Below are 20,709 nucleotides of genomic sequence, written 5' to 3' on the forward strand. Positions count from 1 at the left end.
CTACTATAATTTTGATATAATTTACAAACTATTTAGGTAATTAATGTTAAAAAACCATTCTAAAGAAGAGAAAAAAATATGAAATTAACACTTAGACAAATGGAGATATTCCTCAATGTTGTGGTCTCTGGACATCTAACGAATGTGGCTAAAGATATGAAGCTGAGTCAATCAGCGATCTCTATGTCCATTAAAGAATTAGAAAATATTTTGGGTCGACCTGTCTTTGACCGGATCAATAAAAAACTTGTGCTCAATGAAGTGGGACGTGCCTTTTATAAAGAGATAGACCCAATCTTTAAAAAGCTTTCAGACATTGAGTATGAATTTAAGAATTCAGAGAATAAGGGAATGATACGGGTAGGGGCAAGTACCACGATCGTAGACTATTTGATGCCAGCCATTATCTGCAGTTACATGAGTTCGTATCCTGATGTGAAGATCACGCTTAAAGAGGGGAACACCAAAGAGATCGCAGATATGATCAAAGAGGGGACGATAGATATAGGGTTTGTTGAAGGGCTTGTTCCTGGTTCAGAGATCGTTAAAGAGAAAATAGGGGTAGATGAACTGGTGGTTGTTACAGCAAATGAGGAGCTCTGCAAACCATGTACGATAGATGAACTGGAACAAAAAAGATGGGTCCTTAGAGAAGAGGGGTCTGGTACAAGAGAAGTCTTTTTGGGTTATATTAAAGAGAAAGTGGACAATTTAAATATTTTCCTGGAACTTGGACATACAGAGTCCATTAAAAGTATTTTGATGAACGGTGAATGTCTGACCTGTATCTCTAAAATCTCAGTGAAAAATGAACTCGAGGAGGGGAAACTGTGCAAAATTCCTGTAGAAAACTTTGAGTGTAAAAGAGATTTCCTGATGATCTATCATAAAGACAAGTATCACAGTTCATTGTTTGAAAAGTTTGTCTTCTTCTCCCGAAAACTGATGATGCAGATGATAGAGGGCCAAAAAGCCTAGATATCAATGGTTTTCAAAACGTTTAAGGGCTTCCTGATACTCTTCGGGATGGTTCAGGTTCGTGAACGGACCATCTTCATCAAACGCTACAAGGCGGGTATTGGCAAGGCGCAGCAGGTCCCCCAATCTATGGTTCCCTTTTTCCAGTTGTATATAGGCCAAAGGCAGTATTGATCTTTTATAGAAGCCACAGAGAGGTTGCAAACCACTGGGACTTTGTGCAACAATCGCATCAAATTGACTTTCATTTTGTTCCAAAAGCTTCTCTATGATCTCTTTGCCGACAAAGGGTGCATCTACACTTAAAATAAAAATCTCTTCAGCCTGTAATGTTTCAAAGACAGAGATAAGTCCTACAAGAGGCGAGTTTTCTAGATAGTTGTCTTGAATCACCCTACAGTCAAAATCAAATTTATTCTCTTTTGCCGAAATATAGACTTCGTCAAATAAGGTACGGAGTTTATCTAGTTGAAATTTTGTCAGTGTAGGATAGTTGGCAAAAGGAAGTAGAGCCTTGTCTTCACCCATACGGGAACTTTTTCCCCCAGCGAAGATGACAGCATAGGTTATTTTTTTCATAGAGTTACACTCTCTTTACGTTTTTGATGTATCAGCAAGACGGCAAATGCCATAAAGGTGATGAGTGACTCGATCAGGAAAAGATACTTTCCATAGACCTGGCCGGAAAGTACTGCACCCACTGAACCCCCTAATCCAAATGCAATACCCAAAAAAAACTGTTGTGCAAGTTTTTTCTGGGTATAGAGTGAAAAGACATAGGTAATGGCTGCAGTATGGTAGAGTGCAAAACCGATGGCATGTAGAGATTGTGATGCAAAGGTCAAAATGATCGAGTCAGGAAAGAGATAGAGTATCATCCATCTGATTGCCGTGATAAGCGTGGCAAACTGCAAGATACGAAGCAGGTTTCTTTGCAGAAGAGGACCTTGAAAATAGTACATAAAAATTTCACAGACGACGCCAAAACTCCACATCCAACTTGTCATTTCAAGAGAGACACCATGTGCAGTTTCGTAGATAGTGAAAAAGTTATAGAAGCCTCCAAAACCTACTTGCATTAAAAAGATAGAAACCCAAAATGCCCAATATTGTGTGAGTGAAAATGATGCATCTTCTTGCGGGCTAGAGTGGGAGATCGTGTCATACCTTGTCAGCATAGCACCAAAAAGAAGGGTTAAAAACGCTACGGCACTTAAGTAATAGAGTGCTTCATAAGGTGACTCAAGGACTTTCCCCAGCCATAACGCAATACCCATAAACCCAAGAGAGCCCCAGAGTCGTACTTTGCCGTAGACGTGTCTGGACAAAGAAGCCAGTGCGATGGTCTCGACATACGGAAGAGAGATACCCATTGCGGCCCCAAAAAGAAGGTTTGCAGCAAGATAGATCCAAAAATCCTGTACCGTGGCCAAAAAAAGCAAAGTACCAATAAAAGTGAAGAGCAGGGAAAGTTGGTAGACCTTGGGGCTTAGAGAGATAAAGTGCCGAAATACAAAAGGGAGTAAAAAGCGCATGAAGGGGGCAGCAGCAAAAATGATGCCCACCTCAAAAGGGGTATATCCCAGATCCAGCAACACTTTTGGCAGGAAGATGACATAGACACCAACAAGGGCAAAGTAAAAAAAGTAGTATCCCCCTAAAAGCGGTGAAAGAAATCTGTTGACCGGTTTCATCTTTTGTTTACAACAGCCGTTGCAGATAAGAGGTCATGCAGCGTCTTGTTGTCTTTCCTAAAAAACATCAGTATCCAACCTACTATCGTCAAGAGTGAAAGTATTGCAGCCAAATTTCTGAAAAGGATGATAAAAGGTGAGGGCTTTTTCTTCATATGTTCATCAATGAGTGTAATGTTATAGGCACGATATCCCGGGGTCTGACCCGTCTTATACATAAAAGTCGTCTGGATGATGACCAAAGGAACCAGTATATAGATCCAGCCCAGTATTTTATGTTCAGAAAAATCTTCTCTGCCATCCATGACAAGATAAAAGACAATATACATGATAGGCATGAGAAGCATAAAAGCATCGGTTAAAAATGCTTTTATCTTCACACTCGTTGAGGCATAGTCATTTGTAGTAGGTGTCGATTTGACTGTAGGTGTCTGGCATTGGAGCCTTTTTTGTTTGACATCCCTAAAACGCTGTTTAGCCATTAGAAATCCCAAATCGCAGCGGCATAGGGACCTGAGAAGTCCACATCCGCATTAAACCCATTGACCAACTCATCACTCTCCAGGTGAAAGGCCTTATACCCGGCTTCCAGACCTATTCCCATAGCCAGGGTATAACGGGCAGAGAGTTCATAATCATAAGCCGTAATATCCCAATAGCTAATAGCATTGGCTTCGATCTGAAAAGAGAGATCAGTGATAGGCAGATTAAAACGTACTTTACCATAGAGCATCGGTACCCAGGTCGAAAAGTCTGCAACATCACTGTTCGCATTGCTGTGTACGCCCATATCCCCAGAGATATATCTGAGGGTAAATCCGGCATCCGTCTCGGCCCAATTATCCAGGAATTCATAATAGAGCGTGACATCCGACATGTCAAGTGACAGGCTGCTCTCTATAGTACTGCTATAGGTATGGTCTCCCCAAGTGAAGTTATTCACACTGCTGCTTCCCTCATGTGAAAGTGTGGTATATCCCAATTTTATATTGGGAATGAGAGGTAAAGGATGTTCTAAATAGGCTTTTAAAAATGTATCTTGTTCTTCACTAAAGCCCAGTGTATCTTCAATATCTGCAGTGTTTCCTTTATATGCAGCATTTCCGTTTGGCTGATGATTGAAAAATCCAAGGGAGACCTCTCCTCCTACGGTATCTGCATGAAGCTCGCTGAGTGTGAGCAGTAGTATGAAGGGTAGAAGTCTTTTTATATTTACCATTTTATTGTAATCCTTGTGTCATAGTAAAGATAGGCAAAAGCATCGCTGAGACGATGACACCCACAACTACACCGATAAAGAGCATCATAAATGGCTCGAGTAGGCTCAGAAGCAGTTTGAGTTTGTCCTCATTCTCTTCGGCATAGAGTGCAGAGGTATTGTCCAGGATCTGTGCGACTTCACTGGACTCTTCTCCCAGGGCCAGAGATTGCATAAAATTACGTTTGAGTTTTACGCCTTTTGACATTTGAAGTGCATTGGAGAGTTTATTCCCTTCGAGCACTTTTACGGATGCTTTTTCAAACAGGTCACGTAAGCCGTGATTTGCAAAAGTCGCTTTGGCAAGTTGTACGGCTTGGGCATACGCAACACCAGAGCTGAGCATCAGTGAGAGGATATAGGAGAACCTCCCAAGTTCATGGTTCTGGATCAGAGACCCCAGTACAGGTATCTTCAGCAGCATTGCATCAATGATACGGTGAAAGGTCTCTATTTTGGCATACGCGATCTTAAACATGAGGATCACAGAGAGGATCACCACGATGATAGCAATATAATGTGCGGTCAAAAAGTCGCTTAAGCCTAGTACAAATTGTGTGATCGGGGGAAGTGCCTGGCCGGTATCTTCAAAAATGCCTGTGATCTTGGGTACCACAAAAGCGATGAGAAAAGAGGTCATCCCTATGGCAACGGTAAAAATAATGGCAGGATATGTCATCGCACCCTTGACCTGTTTTTTGACTTTGTTCTGCGCAGAGAAAAAATTGCCCATGTTTGTAAGGACTTCAACCATTTTCCCTCCCTGTCCTGCCACATTGAGGCTTTGAAGAAAAAACTCAGGCAGTGCATAGACCTTTTGGGTATTGAGCGCATGGTAAAGAGATTTCCCTTCATCGATCATAGTTTTCACGGAGTTCAGAAAGGAGACATATTTTTTTTCTCCTTCATGCTGGTTCTCAAGAAGCTTGATCGCAGTGAGTATGGTCATACCTGACTTGAGATAGGAGGAGAGCTCTTTAGAAAAAGTACTCAGAAGTTCCCCTGGCATCTGACGTTTGGCAAAGGCTTCCAGTGAAAACTCTTTGGTAGGTGTAAGCCCTTCATGATAGATATGTTGTGTACGAAGTTTTTGTCCCGCTTCTTCTTCAGAACTTGCTGTAACAGTACCTTTGACCTTTTTTCCTGTTTTGTCAAACCCTTTGTACTTAAAAAGCATCCGTGTGTATGTCCTTGCAGTAAATTATAGGTATTATAACTTTTTTAGCTGTATCTTGCTCTAGGAAAAGATGAAACGGTTTAAACACTTTATTCAAAGCCATCCAATGTAAAAAAATAATAGTTCGAAGAGTGTTTATCTTTCAGCATCACTTCGTTGACAATGGCGGTAGGTCCACCTTCCTCAGGAAGAGGGGTGATACGGATCTCTTCAGGGATGTATATGTCTTTATGGTTCTTCTTTAAGATCTCACGGCTTTTCAGCTCGTTTATCTTGAATGATCCTGTCAATATATCATAAGCGCTTTTAGTCTCTTTATGTTGCTGAAAAATAGCAGTGTCTAAGTAAAGAGAATCCTGTAAAGCACGTTTGTTCCTCTCGGAAATGTAAATGATCTGTTCTTGATTGTCTGTATGTACCTTGAGTACAGGCAAAATAGCAAGTGAAAGAATGATCACAGAGATAAGGATCTCAATAATAGTAAAAGCCGGGCGTAACTGTTTCAATAGAACGCTCCACTGTCAGAAGCCAAAGCAGTGTTTCTCAACCAATACTCTTTTGCCTCTTCAGGAGAAGAGAAGCGCTGGGGCTCTCCAAAAAAAGCAGGAAGGAAATAGCTCCCCTCATCATTTTTCAAAATGATCTGAGTAGAGCTTCCATTCTTGAAAAAATCCATGATCAGACAAATTTTTTGATCTAGATATCGTCCATATTCGATACGGGTCAGTGCGTCATAGCTGTCAATGGTATAGGCTTGGATATTGGTGAGGTCTATAGGACTCGTATACTCCTCAAACGGAGAGGAAACATCCGATCTGAAGTAACAGGAACGGCACTGATTGATACAGAGAAGAGTCCCTTCCCCGCTGAAGAGTTCAGATGAGATGATATTGGATTTAAGGTTAAGGGGGGTGAGTGCCTTTGGCCTTTGTTTCCCTATCTCTACTCCCTCAAAACCAAGAAAGTAGACCATGGAGACAATGAGAATAACGATAAGAAGCTCTAAAAGAGAGAATCCTTTGCTTGCGTTATATCTCTGGATAGTGGGCATAAAAAGAGCTTACTTGTTACATTCACTAAAGAGGATATCTCTATTGCTCTCTTCTCCGCCCTCTTTTCTATCGGCAGCAAAGGAGATGAGCTCGAACTCGTCTCCCTTATTGATATAGATAAAAGGTGTTTTCCACGAGTCTTTAGGCAACTCTTTGAGGTAAGGTTTTGCACGGTAGTTCGGATATTTATCCGGATCGGGATTGCTTAAAAGCGCTTCAAACCCCTCTTCTGTTTCAGGGTAGGTACCGTTATCCAGTTTAAACATGTCGAGTCTTTTGCCTAGATCGTTCATTTTTAAACAGACTGTATCTCTTTTTGCCTCATCCGCAGCATCCATAAGTCCTGGAGCCACAACCGCAACAAGCCCTCCAAGAATAACGATCACGATGAGTAGTTCTATAAGGGAGAAACCGGCTCTAAGTTGCATGTTTTTTTTCATAGATGTCCTTTAGTTTGCTTTGGTATAATATTTTGATCCAATTGTACAAATTTTACTTTAATCGAGCTTTTAGATGGATAAAACCCAGCCTGCCCAACATGATGTCAAGCATAGACAAGGATTTGCCCTTCTGATCACTTTGTCGGTCTTGGCCGTTATCATCGCACTGACCACCGTACTTCTGAGTTATTTTGAGGAGGTCAAACAGGATGCCAGCGATACAAAAGCACTGATACAGGCAGATATATACTATAAAAATATAACAAACATATTTCAAGGGTTTAAAAATAAAAAAACCCTTTTTTCTGTATTATACAGTACGGCATTACCCTTGCAGACGCCAGAAGGTAGGTTTTCTCTGCAACTTCGGTGTGAACCCTTATACAAAGGGGTGAACATCAACTGGCTCGGGTTAGAGAACAGTGCTCAAAAAACAGCATATATTTCCGTAGCACAAGAACTCTTTGAAGCCATTGCCCAGGACTACAATATCCAAGATCCTGGAAGATTGCAGGAGATGCTGCTTGAAGAGATAGGTGGGGAAAATAGATGGGTACAAAAAGAGCAAAGCAGGCTTCACCAAAAAAAGGGTATTATATCTTACAAGCAGTTCTCAGAGATCATCGACCGTTACCAGTTTGAGGTAGATGATCCTGAGATAGGGTCTGTTCCATGGAAAAAATATTTTAGTTTTTATCCGGAGGCAGATAAAGTAGATGCCCAATATAGTTCCCCAGAACTACTCGCTTACCTGTTTGATATGGATCTATCAACGGTGGAAGAGTGGACGTCGCTTGAAGAGTTGACATCGCTTGCGGACAAAGGCACGCTGGAAAACTTTATACGTGAGAATGGCGGAGACTATGAGAAAAGAAAAAGCATTCTTGCAGGTGAAACATTCCTAGAAGCGGCAGAATGCTCTGTACGTTATGCGATGGCGGATAATCAGTATGGATTTAGATTTGAATATATTCAGGGAGAGGCAAAATATTTTGAATTTTATGGGAAACAATAAAGAGTTACTGCTTATACATCCTTCTATGAAACCTGTGTCATTGACAGAGGCCGTGAATGTCATGTTGCCACCACAGTTCTACACGCTTAAAAAAGAAGTATTGCCCCTCCGTTACGCCTATCAGGCAAAGAAGATCGCACCATCGTTGTTTGACGGCCTGCTAGAAGGAGGTGATTATGAGTATATGGTATGGAAAGAGGATGAAGCGTGGGTCTTCCTCGCTTATGATATACAGAAGATCACAACATTTTTGGAGAGTAAAAGCTTTGCCTTGGAGCACGTTTCCAAACTCTTTTTTGCCCAACAATCCGTTGATCTTTTCGATAAACCGATTTTGTTTGGAGAAGATGATGCATTGGTCTCTTTGGACGGTATGGTTGTGGTCGTTCCAAGGGGGGCGCTTTCAGATGAGGATGGCCCTTCACCGGTCTTCGACAATCATTTTACGCCTAAAAAAGGTATCGTACTTTCCGGTGCATACGGTTCAGTACTGAGCCTGAAACAAGCATCGATGCTTTCAGCAATTTTTATACTTTTTGCACTCATGTTCTTTGTTGAAGGTAGTCGCTACAGCGATGATTCCAAAGCAGGAGAGGCCAAGATACAAGAACTGCTTTCAGCCAATCCGGCCCTGCAGAGTACCTATACAAGAGAGAGCATTGCGTCCAAATATAAAGCGATCGATAGAACGGAACGAAAAAAACGTGAGCTTGTTAAAATGGTATCAGGGATGATCTTTAAAGGCGTGACACTCTCTGCATTAGAGATAGATACCAAGAGCTACAAAATACATTTTACCTGTAAAGATGCCCAGGTTGTAAAACGTCTCAACCAGTTGGCAGCAAAGAACAAACTGAAAACTTCAGCCGTTTCAGGAAGTCATGACTTGAAGATAGAAGGTACACTATGACCTGGCAAAGATATCAGAATGAGTTGATCGCACTAATTGCATTTGTCTTCATGTTGGGGGCCTATGGGTATAAAACGGCACAGGTTTCTTCACAGGGCCAAAGTCTTGCTACGGCAAAACACGCTGTAGAAGAGGTCCAAGAGGTCATCTCTCTGAAGAAGATATGGGACGATACAAGAACCGGCAAAAAAGTAGAGACGCTTCAGACGCTCGTTCCCTCTTCCAAGGTAACATGGAGCAGTCAAAACAAAAAGGTGACAGCAAGCTATAAAAATTTAACGGCGACAGAGTTAAATGCTTTAGTGACAAAGATCTTAAATGTTCCGGTAGAGATACAGAAACTTAAGATACAAAAAATAGCTTCATCTTACAATGTGGAGTTCAAATGCAAATGGTAAAAAAGAGTGGTATTGTATTGATAGTAGCCTGGTTTGCCATAATTGTACTAATGCCCAAGCAGGAGTTTTATTATAAACTCGAAGAAGAGCTTGCCAAACAGGAGATAGAACTTAATGAAGAGAAGATAGATGAAGGATTGTTCTCTTTGAAGCTGCATCAGGTCACCGTGTATGTTAAAGGTATCCCTGTGGCGACCATCGATGAGGTGGCTCTGTGTACATTACTTCTCTATAGCAGCGTGGAGCTACAGGAGCTGCATGTGGATGACTCTTTAAAAAGAATGCTACCACAGGATACGAAACAGGCACTGTTCTCGCACTCTATCCTCTTTCCACTGAAGATCTCTGTAGATGCAGAGGGGTCTTTTGGCGGGATGACGGGTAGCATTGATCTTGGTGAACGTCAAGTACATTTGGATTTTAATGAGAGCAAGAACATAGAGATGTTAAAGCCTCAGTTGAAACAAAGTGAAAAAGGATGGGTCTATGAAACATCTTTTTAAACCTGAAGTAGCGAAAGGGATCTGGACACTTTTGATCTTACTGCTAGTGATCAAAATGTCCTGGTTCGTGGTTGAATTGTTATGGTTACCGACTATGGGAGTAGATCACAGTGAAGAGAGTAGAGCCAAAGCACTTTACTATAGGGTTAAGTTAAGCCCCAATGACGGAGCGGTACCTACGACGAAGAGACCTGTACAAACTGCGGGGAGTATTCAGGATATCAAACTTTTGGCTATATATAATGCCTCCGATGTCACTGTTGTGACAGTAGAATACAAACGTGCAACAAAAGTGCTTGCCAAAGGTGAAACGATCAATGGATTTGTCCTCGAAGGGGCAGGGAGCAACTATGCGACCTTCAGTAAAGATGCAAAAACCTATCAGATCGATTTGATCGTCAGTAGAAAAGGTGAAGGGAGCATCAAAAGTGCCCAGACTTCTGCAGCTTCAGCTCCTTCTGCAGATCAAATTCAAGGCGAAGTGATAGATGCGGGGGATCACAAGATCGTAGATCGCTCACTACTGGATCATTATGCAAAAAATATGGATGATATTTATAAGAACATTGGTATCAAGGAGATTAAAAAAGGTAAAGATCTGGAAGGTTTTAGTATCTCTTTTATTAGAAAAGGATCACCTTTTTCAAAACTTGGGCTTCAAAGAGGGGATGTCATCAAAGCTGTAAACGGTCAAAAGATAGACAGCTATAATGCTGCATTTGATGTGTATAAAAATATTTCCAATATCAATAACATGACATTGGTCATTCAAAGAGGTAAAGAAGAAATGGAGTTAGAATATGAAGTTAACTAAAATTGTATTGAGTATATTGTTGGTATTGTCTGTAGGATCATATGCGGAAGAAGAGACGGTAGACGTGAACTTCCGCGACCTTAGTGTCAAAGACTTCATTGAAATGGTTTCCAAAATCACACAAAAGAATATTTTGATCGAAGCTGAGCCTACAGGAAAGATCAACTTCGTCTCCACCAAGCCTATTAAAAAAAGTGCACTCTTCTCTTTGGCAAACTCTATACTCGGAGGCAAAGGTCTAACGATTATAGACCAGGGTGAGTATTATAAGGTGGTAAAAGGTACCGATGCAGCGGGAGAAGGGCTGGAAGTAAGCAGTTCTATCAAGGGTGAGACCATGAAGACGGTCATGTTCCCGTTAAGGAACACCAATGCAGCTGTACTTCGTGCGAAGATCAAGCCACTTTTGGACAGAAGTGCAAAAGTGATCTCTTTTAAAGAAAATAATGTCTTGGCCATTACTGCAACCCCAAGAGTATTGGAATCCATTGCTAAAGTGATCAATGCTGTCGAGATAACAGGTGAAAAAAAATCGGTGGTGATCAAACTGAAAAACGCTAGTGTGAGAGACGTGTATGCTAATGCGCAGAATATGGCAAAGAAAATTTTCCCTCAGACCATTGAGAGTGAAACAGTCGATATATTTAAAGATGATGCGACCAATTCGATTATTCTGGTAGGGCAACCAAAGAATAACAACCGCATGATCAAGTATATCAAACAGCTCGATATTCAAGGTGAGAGTACCACACAGAAGATGTATGTCATCAGACTCAAGAACTCCAATGTTGAGGAGATGGAGAAGATCATGAGTAAACTCATCTCTCAGATGAACAATGTGGCGATGAAAACACCTGCAAAAGGTGCAGAGCCGCCAAGTAAAGCGATGGTCGTTTCAGACATCGAAAGAAATGCACTGGTTCTGCTTGCGACGGCAGAACAGATGAAGAATATCAGGGATACGATAAAAAGGATCGATATCCCTAAAGTGCAGGTCTATGTCAAAGCGAAGATCGTTGAGGTCGATAGCAATATGGCGCAACAGGTAGGATTCAAATACGGATTTAATGGCGGGGCTATCACTTCCAACGGTCTCTATACACTGGCAGGAAATATGGGAGCTTCTGCACTGCAGATCTCTCCAGCACTTTTGGGCTTTTTGAATGCAAATACAAACAACTTTGAAGGGTTTGATGCGAATGGTAATCCGATCTACTCTAATGACCCTGCTTTCTCATTTGATGCAGTAGATAAGGTCTTTGCTTTGGGTGCGACACTTGACCTCTTGGAAAACAATGGTGCAGCACGTATCTTGAGTGAACCTTCTGTGCTTTGTACCAACAACAAAGAAGCAGAGATCTATGTCGGTCAGACCATGTCTATATTGACCCAAGCACAGCAATCCACGACAGGTGTCTCCAATGTAGTCAACAACTATTCAAGAGAGGACATCGGTCTGAGCCTCAAAGTGAAACCAAGACTCTCGAGCAACAATAAAGTGACTTTAGAGGTAGAGACAGTACTGGAAGATATCGACCCTTCTTCAGCGCAAATGGCAGACAGACCAACGACCACAAAACGAACGGTGAAGACCAATGCGATCGTGAACAATGGAGAGATGATCATTCTGGGTGGATTGATCAAAAGAACGGGTGGGAAAGGGGTATCTAAAGTGCCACTCCTAGGGGATATCCCTATCCTGGGAGAGCTGTTCAAGAATACTTCAGATATAGAACAGGAACAGAATGTAGTGATCTATCTCACTCCTTATATTGTAAGAGAAAGTGGTGATCTGCAAAAGTTGAAAAGTATGCTGGCTGAACTTGAAGAGGTTCAGGGAAGATATAATACTTTCTTCAATGAAGCACTGGAAGAAAAAACCGGTATTTCTGCTGAAGAGGCAATTGTCCCTGCAAGCAGAAGGATCCAGAGAAAACCTAAAAGCAATTTAAGTATCTTAGAGGAAGCATGATGCATTTTCCCCGCCTTCAGGATGTAAACCTTGACCCCTTATGGGAAGAAGAGATAAACCACAAGCTGGCACTCAAGCACTCTTTGCTTTTTTCTATAGTCGATGATGTCAAAACATGCATCGTTGAGGAAAAGACGCTGGGCGATGCACTGAACTATCTCTCAAAACTTTCATTGGATTATCCCATCACACTTGTAGATTCCGAGAGTTTTGAACGTTTAAAAAATAAATTTTTGGAAATACAAACAGGATCAGATTTTGAAGAGATGGGAACCACATCAGAGGAGCTCATTGAAGTTGAATCTGATCTTCTGGAGTTTATCCGTAACTCCCAGGATCTGCTTTCAAGTGAAGAGTCTGCACCGATCATCAAGCTGGTCAATTCACTTTTTTTCCAAGCACTCCAAAAAGGGGCAAGCGATATTCATATTGAGAGTGGGGAGAAGAAGGGTGAAGTGCGTTTACGTATAGACGGCGCACTTAAAAAACATTTAGATCTTGATAAAAGTATTGTGAACCTGGTCATTAACCGTATCAAGGTCATATCAAACCTGGATATCTCTGAAAAAAGAGTGCCTCAGGATGGACGTACACAGTTGGCGATCTCCGGGAAAAGCATTGATGTAAGGGTTTCCATACTCCCTACCTATCATGGTGAAAGGGTCGTGATGAGGATCCTTGCACAAACAGAGCATATTCCAACACTTGAATCTTTGGGTTTTGTGGATGAGATCACGAAGGATCTCTATAGACTGCTTAACCATGCACACGGTATGATACTGGTAACTGGTCCTACAGGTTCAGGTAAATCAACCACACTGCATGCCTGTCTTCAGCATGTCTCCACACCGGACAAGAATATCATTACCGTAGAAGATCCCGTAGAGTACAATGCCGATAACATCTCTCAGATACAGGTAAACAGTAAAGTAGGACTTACCTTTGCAGCAGGGTTACGTTCTATTTTGAGACAAGATCCGGACATTATCATGGTAGGTGAGATACGTGATAATGAAACAGCAGAGATTGCGTTACGTTCGGCATTGACAGGACATCTGCTTCTCTCTACGCTTCATACCAATGATGCTACATCAGCCCTAAGTCGTTTGATGGATATGGGCATACCGAACTTTCTTGTCTCTTCTACGCTGTTGGGTGTATTGGCTCAAAGGCTTACACGTAAACTCTGTGTGCACTGTAAAGAGGAGACAAAGCTTGCTCCGGCAACTGCACAGGAGATAGGTGTGCCTGAAGAGAAGCTTTTCTTTAAAGCTGTCGGGTGTAAAGCGTGTGATTTTACAGGCTATAAAGGCAGACAGGCCATTGGAGAACTTTTTATTATCGATGACAAGGTCAAACAGATGATGAAAGATGATTTTAATGATCATCAAATAAGAGAAGCGATGAAAAAAGAGGGGATGAAAACCATTGCCGATAAACTTAAAGTGATGCTGTTAGAGGGACAAACCAGCTATGAAGAAGCGATCCGTGTCGGACTGATGGACGGCTAGGGTCCATGACTAACCGTAAAGCATTCACCCTTTTAGAAGTACTCATCTCTATCGCCCTTATGGGTATCGTGATCGTAGCTCTTTTTTCTTCTGTAGATATGATGCAGGACTCCAATCAACAACTTGCCCAATACTTGGAAAAGTCTAAAAAAACCACCAATATCACTAAAGTGCTGTATATGGATATGATAGACTCTGATGGTAATATCACGATAACAAAAGATGAATTCAGTCGAGTCTGCATCGGGGAGACACGAAATTCACTCTATGCTTTACCTTCGGCAAAAGTCTGTTGGATCGTGCTCAAAAAAGAGAATACACTGGCACGGATCGAAGGGAATGGATATCATTTACCTCTACGCTTGGAAGAACGCGTTGAAATCGACCCTGTGATGACGGGGATAGAGGTCTTTGATCTCTACCATGAAGAAGATAAGATCCTGGTATTGATACAGCAACAAGGAAAAGAGCCCATCAGTTTTATGTTGCAAGGCATTGTCAAGCCTGAGAAAAAGAAAGCACCTACAGACAAAAATGCAACGACAATTCCCCCAACACCTCTATAGTATCTGCCTTTCTCCTCTACAGAATAATCAAACGAACTTTCGCTAAAATAGACTCTATCTATTTTTAACATGGAGGATCAGGGTATGGAAGAGATCTATGAAAAGTTAGGACTGTTTTATCTGGGTAAAGAGATAGACAAGCAAAGTATGGAAGCGACAGAAGCCCTTACCCTGCTTAAAAACAAAAACTTTACCACCCATGCAGCGATTATAGGAATGACGGGCTCAGGTAAGACCGGACTGGGTGTAAGTATCATAGAAGAAGCTGTCATAGACAATATTCCTTCCATTATCATAGATCCAAAGGGAGATATGGGAGACCTATGTCTTACCGATCCAAGTTTTTCTCCTGCCTCTTTTGAACCTTGGGTGGCAGAGGAAGCAAAGTCCAAAGATACCGATCTCCATACGTATGCCAAGAAAGTAAGCAGCGATTGGAAAGAGGGGATAGAGAGTTGGGGACAGAGTGTCGAGCGGGTACAAAAGTTCCATGATGTGAAAAAAACCATCTATACACCTGGCAGCTCAGCCGGTGTCTCTGTGAATATCATGAGTTCTCTGGAAGTACCTCCAGCGCAGATATTCGAAGAGAGCGATGCCTTTGCCTCCTATTTAAAAAGTACTACTACATCATTGCTCTCTTTGGTAGGTATCCATGCGGACCCTTTAGAGTCAAAAGAGTATATCCTGCTTGCACAGATCATCACAAACTCATGGTTGGCAGAAGAAGATCTAAGTATAGAAGGCATCATAGGAAAGATACTCAACCCTTCGTTTAAGAAGATAGGGGTGTTGTCTCTGGATGATGTTTATCCGCAAAGTGACCGTTTTATATTGGCCAGTAAATTCAATGCATTGCTTGCAAGTCCAAGCTTTTCACTTTGGCTGCAGGGAGAGAGTTTGGATATTCAAAAACTTTTGTATGATGAAAACGGCAAAGCCAAAGTAGCCATTTTCTCTATCTCCCACCTCAATGACGATGAGCGCATGTTCCTTGTCACTTTGCTGCTCAATAAATACATTGCATGGATGCGTCTTCAAAGCGGTACCTCTGCGCTTAAAACACTCCTCTATATGGATGAGATATTCGGGTTTTTCCCTCCTACCAGAAACCCGCCAAGTAAAGAGCCTATGCTACTTCTGCTCAAGCAGGCAAGAGCTTTTGGTGTAGGTGTGGTGTTGAGTACGCAAAATCCTGTAGACTTGGATTATAAAGGGCTTTCGAACATAGGTACATGGTTTATTGGAAGATTACAAACAATACAGGATATAGAGAGAGTCATCGACGGACTTGGAGGAAAAGTAGGTTCAAACTTTGAGAAAAAAGAGATTAAGAACCTATTGAGCAATCTGAAAAAAAGAACTTTTTTCCTTAAAAGTGCACACCTGGATGATATCAGGCTCTTTGGTACGCGCTGGGTGATGAGTTATCTGAAAGGACCACTCAAAAGAGATGAGATCTCCATGCTTATGAGAGAGCAAAAACCGATGCAGAATAGCGAAGTAAAAAGTGTAGAAAGAATGGTCCAAAAACCCTCTAAGCTGGAAAGTTATCAAACGATTGATGCATCCATACCTCAATACTACGAACCGGACATAGCCATACAAAATATATTTACTCCTACCTTGGGAGCCAAAGTAAAAATACACTTTTACCAACAACGAAAAGGTATCGATTACGAGAGACTGATCGAACTTTATGTAGCATTGGATGAAAAGCAGCAGCACATTGCATGGGAAGAGGCGGTAGAAGAAGCACTTGGATTTGACAGATTTCCTCATACCGCTCCTTCAAATGCGAAGTTCCATCCTCTTCCTGATATTGTTTTAGAAGATAAGAGATTGGCAAAAGCAGTGAGAGAACTGAAAGAGACCCTTTACCGCCAGCATAACTTGGAACTGCTACGTTGTCTCTCTCCTAGGCTGGAATCAAAGGTAGATGAATCACGTACTGATTTCATGGTTCGTTTGCAAGATGAACTGAATGATAAAAAAGAGATGGAGATAGAAAAGCTTCAAATACGTTATGATAAAAAAGAGAAAACGCTTCTGGATAGACTCTCCCGTGCTAAAGATCGGGTTGAAAAAGAGGCATCAGACTCTACAGGATCCATGATAGAAGCAGGGATCGCTGTCCTTGGCGCTCTGTTTGGACGATCTACGCCAACAAAGATAGGCCGTGCTGTAAGTAAAGGAAGCAAGATCCTTAAAGAGCGTAGAGAGATGAGCAGGGCTGAAGAGCGTATGGTAATTATAGAAGAGGAGATAGAAGCGCTTGAGGTTGAACTGGAAGACAAAATAGACGAATTACAGGAAAAATACAATGTGGACAATTGTGAGATAGAAACATTTACCATTAAGCCAAGAAAGAGCGATATAGATGTGGAGATCTGTGCAGTGGTTTGGAGAGTGATCTAAAGATTTCAGAAGGAGAGCACTAAAATAAGTGAATCTTACTTTAGTACTTGAGTGGTTTACCCTTTACTTCCCGGTTTAATAGCGGTACTTCCTTCTTTACACATAGGACACTCTTCTGGAGTGAACATTTCAAAAGTAAAGTCATCCAGTGCAAAGAACGGCACATCATTTGGAAGACTGCACTCTTCTTTTGCCTCGCTGTCACTGCCTACACGTTTACAAAAACCTCTGTTTGCCAGTGATGCGAAGGCAACAACTTCTCCTCCCAGTGCTTCGATGGCTTTTGCTGCCTTCAGGGCAGAACCGCCAGTCGTGATAATATCTTCACAAATGATGATCTTCTCACCCTTCGCTACTTCAAACCCACGACGTAGTTCCATGCCTCCCTCTTTCTTCTCAACAAAGATAGAACGTACATCAAGTGAACGTGCAAGTTCATAACCGGCAAGTACACCGCCTAAAGCAGGTGCACACACAGTATCTACTTCAATACCATGTGATCGGATCATTTCTGCCAGGGCATCGGTAAGCAAAGAAGCCTTCTTAGGATATTCAAGGACTTTGGCACTTTGAAGATATCTGTTTGAGTGATTGCCACTTGCTAGGAGAAAGTGCCCCTCAAGCAGAGCATTTGCCTCTTTATATGCTTTTTCTACATCATAGGATTTTTGCATAGTTAAACCTTAAGGATATCAGCTTCTTTAGCTTTGAATGTTTCGTCTACTTTTGCAATGTATTCATCTGTGATCTTTTGGATCTGATCTTGTGCTTTTTTAGATTCATCTTCACTCAGCTCTTTGTCTTTCTCTAGTTTTTTGATCTTGTCATTACCATCTTTTCTGACATTTCTGACAGCAATTTTTGCATGCTCAACCATACCTTTGGCTTGTTTCACGATCTCTTGTCTCTGTTCACTTGTCATTGGTGGGAAAAAGAGTTTGATGAAGTCTCCATCATTGTTTGGATTCACACCGATATTTGCTTCCTGGATCGCTTTTTCGATCACAGGAAGAAGCGTTTTTTCCCAAGGGGTAATACTGATCGTTGTCGCATCTGTTGCGATTACACTTCCTACCTGGTTGAGTGCGGTCATGGTTCCATAGTAATCCACTTTAATGTTATCTACGATACCCGTAGTAACTTTCCCTGTTCTTAGTGAAGCAAAGTCTCTTTTAAGGGCTTCAATGCTCTTTTGCATATTCTCTTTTGTTTGTTCAAAAATTTCATTTACCATAACTATCTCCTTATTGTATCTTCTGATAAATACCTAGAATCTCATCAGAAGGTTCAGCTATTATTTAGGGAAATTTTACCCTTTTTTACCTTGTTATGTATTTAGATAGTATGGTAGGAGGAGTATATAAAGAAGGAAAACTTCTTTATATATGCTTAGTTGGCAGTTGGTGCAGCAGGTGCTGAAGGTGTAGTATTTTCCGATGTTGTTGGTACTGCTGGTACAGCGGCATTATTTGCAGGAACGATAGTGTCTGCAACAGATGCTGTAGTTTCGGTAGTGTACAGGTATCCCAATACTAACGTATTCACGATAAATGCAAATGCAAGTGTAAAAGTAAGTTTTGCAAGAAAACCAGTAGGTCCTTTTGCTCCAAATACAGACTCATTACTTCCACTGTATGCGCCAAGACCTATGCTTGAACTTTTTTGCAGAAGTACTGCAATGGTGATCGCTATTGCAAGTATGATTTGTACGATTAAAAGTGTTGATGTCATCTATGCCTCTTTATATGATTGGATAGCCCATTAAATTTGGGTATAATTTCGGCGATTATACCCAAAAAAGTTTGAAATGGTGATGAAGTCCATCATTTCGTGGCAAAGGAGAGAAGCCGTGTCTACTGTTATTCAAGAGTTTTCTCGTTTTGCACATGAGTATGATACCTATAATGTCATTCAGGCAGAGGTTGCCAAAGCATTGGTAGAACAACTTCCTTCCGCACATTATGCGACACTTACAGATATCGGTTGTGGCAGTGGGGAAGTCTATAAGAACTTAGTGAAACATGATCTTTCATTTGAGCAACTTCTTGTGTTGGATTCTTCTCCAGAGATGCTGGAGATACACCCCTCTTCAAAGAAGATCAAAAAAATATGTGCAGATTTCAACAAGTTTAAGACATTTGAGAACCTTTCATTCTCACCAGGGAATCTTATCCTATCCTCTTCCGCTTTGCAATGGAGTGAAGATCTGGATTTCACACTCTCTGAGATCTCAAAAAAGGCACCCCATGCCTATTTTGCTATTTTCACCTCCAATACGTTTAAGACCTTGCATGAAACAGCCCAGATCATTTCACCTATTTTCTCTGAAGCGGTATTGAGAGAGACGATCACAAAATACTATGATGCTACCTTTGAAGTAAAAAAATATAAACTTCACTTTGAGAGCGTACGTGAAATGTTCAATTATATTAAAAAAAGTGGTGTCAGCGGAGGAGAAAAACAACTGTGCTACAGAGAGACAAAGCAGCTTATGAAAAGTTATCCTTTGGATTATCTGGAGTTTGAAGTTTTATTCGTGAAGGCTACTTCTTTGGTTCGTCCTTTTGTATAAAGAAGGATTTTTCTACCGCATACAAGCCATAGCGAACCTCTTTGAAAAGTTCCGACAATGTATGGTCTACCAGTTTAAAACTCTCTTCCAGAACACGTGCAGACTCTTGTGCTCTTGAAAAATTTGCTATGATCAGGTCATTGATACTGCTACGGGACAATTCAGAAGTAATACTCTCTTTTTGTACATCATTTTCTATATCTCTGTATTGTAAACGATTTTGGTCATAGGCAGATTGAAGTTTATGTCGCAAGTGTTTAAGTTCAGAAGTTAAAGATTTATTATCGTAGATATAACGATTGATATCTTCTATCACCCGTATACCCTCTTTAAGGCGGTTAAGATTGGCATCGATAAGACGCGCAATCTTTTCTGAAGTCTCTTCTCTAGTCATCGCTTCCGAAGATTCCAAGAAGCTGGAGGAGTGCTGTAAACATATTTAGGAAGTCCAGGTAAAGTGATACAGCTGCATCTACCGGCGAATCATAAGCACCATTTGCTATGTTCTGAGTATCATAGATCGTAAAGATACTGAATAGAAGCAAGATACCTGCAGTGATGATCACATGCATCATAGGACTTTGAAGTATAAACATATTTACCAGTGATGCGATGATCACGACTATCAGAGTAATGAAAAGCGGTTTGCCCCAGCTTGAGTAATCTGTTTTACTGTTAATGGCAAACAGACTCAACGCACCAAAAAGAACAGAGGTCATAAGGAAAGCATTTCCTATCACCGCACCATTTCCTGCACCGATAAGTGAAGCCAAAAGCGGTACAAGTGATACACCTGTTAAAAAAGTGAAGAGGAACAACATTGCTAAGTTAAGTCCTGCTTTTCCTCTTGTCATATTAAGTCCGAAGAACAGTATTAGAAGTTCAGCACCAAAAATGAACCACTTGTATTGCATGATCGTTTCAGCATAAGGCATTGTTGCATATGCTCCTGCAGCAGCTGCGATCATACTCGCAGCCAAGAGTTGATACGTTTGCTTCATAAAGCTTACCGATGCACCTTCTTGAACATAGCCAGCTTCTGCTGATGTGTAGTCTCTATTATATAAAGCCATAGTATTCCTTCAATTGTAAATTTAATGAAAAGTATAATCGACAGAGATTAATCTAAGGTTAATAACGGAATTTACTCTTTTTCTCTTTGCTCTTGTAACTTTTTGTACTCGTCCTGTGCGGCCTCAGCCTCCGTTTTGCTACTTTCTATCTGAGTAATGCTTTTTTCTTCTGCACTTGAGGTAGGTACTTCAGCCGTATCCATGCATGCAGATAAAAAGAATAGAGTAGAGAGTAGAAAAAGTAGACGCATGTGAGTATTCCTTTAGTGTTAACTGGTCTAGGATTATAAAATACTATAGATAAATATTAGGCACAGAGTGACAATTTTATATATATAGATGTAAGCAAAAATTTTTT

At 41.2% G+C, this 20,709-nt stretch carries 25 protein-coding genes; 11 read left to right on the forward strand and 14 right to left on the reverse strand.

Going from position 1 to position 20,709, the window contains the following annotated elements; translation table 11 throughout:
* Positions 1–78 precede the first annotated feature (78 nt).
* Entirely contained in the window at positions 79–978 is a 900-nt protein-coding gene (locus SULAR_RS08640; protein ID WP_008245108.1) for a LysR family transcriptional regulator, read from the forward strand.
* A gap of 3 nt (positions 979–981) precedes the next feature.
* Here the strand turns inward: SULAR_RS08640 and mobA are convergent, their stop codons facing one another.
* The 8 genes from mobA to gspG all read right to left on the reverse strand — a co-directional run bounded on the left by mobA (position 982) and on the right by gspG (position 6,599).
* Positions 982–1,557, reverse strand: a complete 576-nt coding sequence (mobA, locus tag SULAR_RS08645; RefSeq protein WP_008245110.1) for a molybdenum cofactor guanylyltransferase MobA — start codon at positions 1,555–1,557, stop codon at positions 982–984.
* Positions 1,554–2,672 carry an MFS transporter gene (locus SULAR_RS08650; RefSeq protein ID WP_008245124.1) on the reverse strand — a complete coding sequence of 373 codons (1,119 nt, stop codon included), beginning with the start codon at positions 2,670–2,672 and terminating at the stop codon, positions 1,554–1,556. Before SULAR_RS08650 ends, mobA begins: the two co-directional genes overlap by 4 nt.
* Positions 2,669–3,154, reverse strand: coding sequence for an RDD family protein (locus tag SULAR_RS08655; RefSeq protein WP_008245125.1), 486 nt, complete (start codon positions 3,152–3,154; stop codon positions 2,669–2,671). Before SULAR_RS08655 ends, SULAR_RS08650 begins: the two co-directional genes overlap by 4 nt.
* The gene (locus SULAR_RS08660; RefSeq protein WP_008245126.1) at positions 3,154–3,891 is read right to left on the reverse strand and encodes a TIGR04219 family outer membrane beta-barrel protein; all 738 of its coding nucleotides are present in this window, start codon (positions 3,889–3,891) and stop codon (positions 3,154–3,156) included. Before SULAR_RS08660 ends, SULAR_RS08655 begins: the two co-directional genes overlap by 1 nt.
* A gap of 1 nt (position 3,892) precedes the next feature.
* On the reverse strand, positions 3,893–5,107 hold the full coding sequence (locus SULAR_RS08665) for a type II secretion system F family protein (RefSeq protein WP_008245127.1): 1,215 nt from the start codon (positions 5,105–5,107) through the stop codon (positions 3,893–3,895).
* An 89-nt stretch (positions 5,108–5,196) separates the two neighbouring features.
* Positions 5,197–5,613 carry a hypothetical protein gene (locus SULAR_RS08670; protein ID WP_008245128.1) on the reverse strand — a complete coding sequence of 139 codons (417 nt, stop codon included), beginning with the start codon at positions 5,611–5,613 and terminating at the stop codon, positions 5,197–5,199.
* Positions 5,610–6,158, reverse strand: coding sequence for a prepilin-type N-terminal cleavage/methylation domain-containing protein (locus tag SULAR_RS08675; RefSeq protein WP_008245131.1), 549 nt, complete (start codon positions 6,156–6,158; stop codon positions 5,610–5,612). Before SULAR_RS08675 ends, SULAR_RS08670 begins: the two co-directional genes overlap by 4 nt.
* Positions 6,159–6,167: 9 nt before the next feature.
* Positions 6,168–6,599, reverse strand: coding sequence for a type II secretion system major pseudopilin GspG (gene gspG, locus SULAR_RS08680; protein WP_008245133.1), 432 nt, complete (start codon positions 6,597–6,599; stop codon positions 6,168–6,170).
* Between the two features lie 73 nt (positions 6,600–6,672).
* Between gspG and SULAR_RS08685 the strand changes: the two genes are divergently transcribed.
* From SULAR_RS08685 to SULAR_RS08725, 9 genes are all read left to right on the forward strand, one after another.
* Complete coding sequence (locus SULAR_RS08685; protein ID WP_008245134.1) at positions 6,673–7,614, forward strand: hypothetical protein; 942 nt, start codon at positions 6,673–6,675, stop codon at positions 7,612–7,614.
* Positions 7,601–8,524: a hypothetical protein gene (locus tag SULAR_RS08690; protein ID WP_008245136.1), complete on the forward strand. Its 924-nt coding sequence runs from the start codon at positions 7,601–7,603 to the stop codon at positions 8,522–8,524. Before SULAR_RS08685 ends, SULAR_RS08690 begins: the two co-directional genes overlap by 14 nt.
* The gene (locus SULAR_RS08695; RefSeq protein ID WP_008245148.1) at positions 8,521–8,922 is read left to right on the forward strand and encodes a hypothetical protein; all 402 of its coding nucleotides are present in this window, start codon (positions 8,521–8,523) and stop codon (positions 8,920–8,922) included. The genes SULAR_RS08690 and SULAR_RS08695 overlap by 4 nt, the downstream gene beginning before the upstream one ends.
* Entirely contained in the window at positions 8,910–9,425 is a 516-nt protein-coding gene (locus SULAR_RS08700; RefSeq protein WP_008245151.1) for a hypothetical protein, read from the forward strand. Before SULAR_RS08695 ends, SULAR_RS08700 begins: the two co-directional genes overlap by 13 nt.
* On the forward strand, positions 9,409–10,239 hold the full coding sequence (locus SULAR_RS08705) for a PDZ domain-containing protein (protein WP_008245152.1): 831 nt from the start codon (positions 9,409–9,411) through the stop codon (positions 10,237–10,239). Before SULAR_RS08700 ends, SULAR_RS08705 begins: the two co-directional genes overlap by 17 nt.
* On the forward strand, positions 10,226–12,211 hold the full coding sequence (gspD, locus tag SULAR_RS10965) for a type II secretion system secretin GspD (RefSeq protein WP_008245154.1): 1,986 nt from the start codon (positions 10,226–10,228) through the stop codon (positions 12,209–12,211). Before SULAR_RS08705 ends, gspD begins: the two co-directional genes overlap by 14 nt.
* Positions 12,211–13,722, forward strand: coding sequence for a GspE/PulE family protein (locus SULAR_RS08715; RefSeq protein WP_008245155.1), 1,512 nt, complete (start codon positions 12,211–12,213; stop codon positions 13,720–13,722). The genes gspD and SULAR_RS08715 overlap by 1 nt, the downstream gene beginning before the upstream one ends.
* A 5-nt stretch (positions 13,723–13,727) precedes the next feature.
* The gene (locus SULAR_RS08720; protein ID WP_008245157.1) at positions 13,728–14,288 is read left to right on the forward strand and encodes a type II secretion system protein J; all 561 of its coding nucleotides are present in this window, start codon (positions 13,728–13,730) and stop codon (positions 14,286–14,288) included.
* Between the two features lie 84 nt (positions 14,289–14,372).
* Positions 14,373–16,706, forward strand: coding sequence for an ATP-binding protein (locus tag SULAR_RS08725; RefSeq protein WP_008245159.1), 2,334 nt, complete (start codon positions 14,373–14,375; stop codon positions 16,704–16,706).
* A gap of 56 nt (positions 16,707–16,762) precedes the next feature.
* Here SULAR_RS08725 and pyrE read toward each other — a convergent pair whose 3' ends face one another.
* The 3 genes from pyrE to secG form a co-directional block, all read right to left on the reverse strand.
* Positions 16,763–17,380: an orotate phosphoribosyltransferase gene (gene pyrE / locus SULAR_RS08730; RefSeq protein ID WP_008245161.1), complete on the reverse strand. Its 618-nt coding sequence runs from the start codon at positions 17,378–17,380 to the stop codon at positions 16,763–16,765.
* Between the two features lie 2 nt (positions 17,381–17,382).
* Positions 17,383–17,940: a ribosome recycling factor gene (frr, locus tag SULAR_RS08735; protein ID WP_008245162.1), complete on the reverse strand. Its 558-nt coding sequence runs from the start codon at positions 17,938–17,940 to the stop codon at positions 17,383–17,385.
* Between the two features lie 155 nt (positions 17,941–18,095).
* Entirely contained in the window at positions 18,096–18,437 is a 342-nt protein-coding gene (secG, locus tag SULAR_RS08740; RefSeq protein WP_008245163.1) for a preprotein translocase subunit SecG, read from the reverse strand.
* Between the two features lie 118 nt (positions 18,438–18,555).
* Between secG and SULAR_RS08745 the strand changes: the two genes are divergently transcribed.
* Positions 18,556–19,278 carry a methyltransferase domain-containing protein gene (locus SULAR_RS08745; RefSeq protein ID WP_008245164.1) on the forward strand — a complete coding sequence of 241 codons (723 nt, stop codon included), beginning with the start codon at positions 18,556–18,558 and terminating at the stop codon, positions 19,276–19,278.
* Here the strand turns inward: SULAR_RS08745 and SULAR_RS08750 are convergent.
* The 3 genes from SULAR_RS08750 to SULAR_RS08760 all read right to left on the reverse strand — a co-directional run bounded on the left by SULAR_RS08750 (position 19,250) and on the right by SULAR_RS08760 (position 20,602).
* Positions 19,250–19,672 (reverse strand): hypothetical protein, encoded by a 423-nt coding sequence (locus SULAR_RS08750; RefSeq protein WP_008245165.1) that lies wholly within the window; start codon positions 19,670–19,672, stop codon positions 19,250–19,252. The two genes, SULAR_RS08745 and SULAR_RS08750, sit on opposite strands and share 29 nt — an antisense overlap.
* Positions 19,665–20,351, reverse strand: a complete 687-nt coding sequence (locus tag SULAR_RS08755) for a Bax inhibitor-1/YccA family protein (protein ID WP_008245166.1) — start codon at positions 20,349–20,351, stop codon at positions 19,665–19,667. Before SULAR_RS08755 ends, SULAR_RS08750 begins: the two co-directional genes overlap by 8 nt.
* A gap of 71 nt (positions 20,352–20,422) precedes the next feature.
* On the reverse strand, positions 20,423–20,602 hold the full coding sequence (locus SULAR_RS08760) for a hypothetical protein (protein WP_038000478.1): 180 nt from the start codon (positions 20,600–20,602) through the stop codon (positions 20,423–20,425).
* Between the last annotated feature and the right edge of the window lie 107 nt (positions 20,603–20,709).

Source organism: Sulfurovum sp. AR (genome assembly GCF_000296775.1).
Classification (GTDB): Bacteria; Campylobacterota; Campylobacteria; order Campylobacterales; family Sulfurovaceae; genus Sulfurovum; species Sulfurovum xiamenensis.